The following is a 2,376-nucleotide window of genomic DNA, read 5'->3' as shown; positions in this document are numbered from 1 at the left end:
AAAAAGTTGGTGAGTTTAAAAAAACGTTTTACTTTTGCAGCCGCTTTATTAGAGAGCGAAAAGATAAGAAGAATTTAGGAAAGTTCCTTGAAATATTGTTGACAGCACTAAGGATAAAATTTACGAGAGTAAGTTTTGATCATTAGGAAGATTTAAGCAAAATTATTTTGAGTAGGAAATGCTTTATGTATCGGATGTTCTAAATAGATATTTAAGAATAAACGATGAAGAGTTTGATCCTGGCTCAGGATGAACGCTAGCGGCAGGCCTAACACATGCAAGTCGAGGGGTATAAGGAGCTTGCTCCTTAGAGACCGGCGCACGGGTGCGTAACGCGTATGCAATCTACCTTATGCAGGGGAATAGCCCGAAGAAATTTGGATTAATGCCCCATGGTATATAGAATAGGCATCTATTTTATCTTAAAGTTGAGGCGGCATAAGATGAGCATGCGTCCCATTAGCTAGTTGGTATGGTAACGGCATACCAAGGCAACGATGGGTAGGGGTCCTGAGAGGGAGATCCCCCACACTGGTACTGAGACACGGACCAGACTCCTACGGGAGGCAGCAGTGAGGAATATTGGACAATGGTCGGGAGACTGATCCAGCCATGCCGCGTGCAGGAAGACTGCCCTATGGGTTGTAAACTGCTTTTCTACGAGAAGAATAAGAGGTACGCGTACCTTGATGACGGTATCGTAGGAATAAGCACCGGCTAACTCCGTGCCAGCAGCCGCGGTAATACGGAGGGTGCAAGCGTTATCCGGAATCATTGGGTTTAAAGGGTCCGTAGGCGGGCTGTTAAGTCAGGGGTGAAAGTTTGCCGCTTAACGGTAAAATTGCCTTTGATACTGGCGGTCTTGAATATGTGTGAAGTGATTAGAATATGTAGTGTAGCGGTGAAATGCATAGATATTACATAGAATACCGATTGCGAAGGCAGGTCACTAACACATCATTGACGCTGATGGACGAAAGCGTGGGTAGCGAACAGGATTAGATACCCTGGTAGTCCACGCCGTAAACGATGGATACTAGCTGTTGGTTCGCAAGGATCAGTGGCTAAGCGAAAGTGATAAGTATCCCACCTGGGGAGTACGTTCGCAAGAATGAAACTCAAAGGAATTGACGGGGGCCCGCACAAGCGGTGGAGCATGTGGTTTAATTCGATGATACGCGAGGAACCTTACCAAGGCTTAAATGTGGATTGACGTAATTGGAAACAGTTATTTCTTCGGACAATTCACAAGGTGCTGCATGGTTGTCGTCAGCTCGTGCCGTGAGGTGTCAGGTTAAGTCCTATAACGAGCGCAACCCCTGTGGTTAGTTACCAGCGAGTAATGTCGGGGACTCTAACCAGACTGCCGGTGCAAACCGTGAGGAAGGTGGGGATGACGTCAAATCATCACGGCCCTTACGTCTTGGGCTACACACGTGCTACAATGGTCGGTACAGAGAGCAGCCACTGGGTGACCAGGCGCGAATCTATAAAACCGATCACAGTTCGGATCGGAGTCTGCAACTCGACTCCGTGAAGCTGGAATCGCTAGTAATCGGATATCAGCCATGATCCGGTGAATACGTTCCCGGGCCTTGTACACACCGCCCGTCAAGCCATGGAAGCTGGGGGTACCTGAAGTCGGTGACCGCAAGGAGCTGCCTAGGGTAAAACTGGTAACTGGGGCTAAGTCGTAACAAGGTAGCCGTACCGGAAGGTGCGGCTGGAACACCTCCTTTCTAGAGAAACGGGATGTTCGATACGAGCGAATTTGAAAGGAATAATTTTGCTTATGCTGTCAATAAAAAAAAGCAATTGCAGGTTGCATGTTGCAAGTTACAGGTTGAAAAAGTCTGTAAGAGGTAGCGGAGACTTGTAATTTTAGAGACAGTCTCGTAGCTCAGCTGGTTAGAGCGCTACACTGATAATGTAGAGGTCGGCAGTTCGAGCCTGCCCGAGACTACAAGTCGAGGGAGGAGAGAGGTTTATCCTGGTCCCGATAGTTATCGGGATATCGAAGGGAGCCTGCCCGAGACTACGGGAAATTAGCGGTACGGAGATAGAAGTAGGAAGTTAGAAGTAGGACTGCGTATCGGTGCCACGTTTTTTTAGCGCGGTAAAGAAAGTTCATAGATTATATATTGTTAGGAAATTCTGGAAGTTGAGAATTCTACATTCAAGATTCTGAGTTCGACATTCGGGATTCAAGAGGGGAATTAGCTCAGCTGGCTAGAGCGCCTGCCTTGCACGCAGGAGGTCATCGGTTCGACTCCGATATTCTCCACATAAGAGATGAAAGTTCATATAAGATTGAAGGAAATCAGCCATTAGGGGCTGGATCGTCCCGACATGCAGTCGGGAAGGTCATCGGTTCGA

Annotated in this window: 2 tRNA genes and 1 rRNA gene; all 3 read left to right on the top strand. The window is 47.6% G+C overall.

The window, feature by feature from the left end:
- Positions 1-221: 221 nt before the first annotated feature.
- A 16S ribosomal RNA gene (locus ACVBDU_RS04720) occupies positions 222-1,739 on the top strand.
- 150 nt (positions 1,740-1,889) lie between these two features.
- A tRNA-Ile gene (locus tag ACVBDU_RS04715) sits at positions 1,890-1,963 on the top strand.
- 247 nt (positions 1,964-2,210) lie between these two features.
- Positions 2,211-2,284 (top strand) — tRNA-Ala (locus tag ACVBDU_RS04710).
- The last annotated feature ends 92 nt before the right edge of the window (positions 2,285-2,376 follow it).

The organism is Sinomicrobium endophyticum (assembly GCF_052983315.1).
Note: the sequence above shows the minus strand (reverse complement) of the source record. Positions and strands in the feature narration are given on the sequence as shown.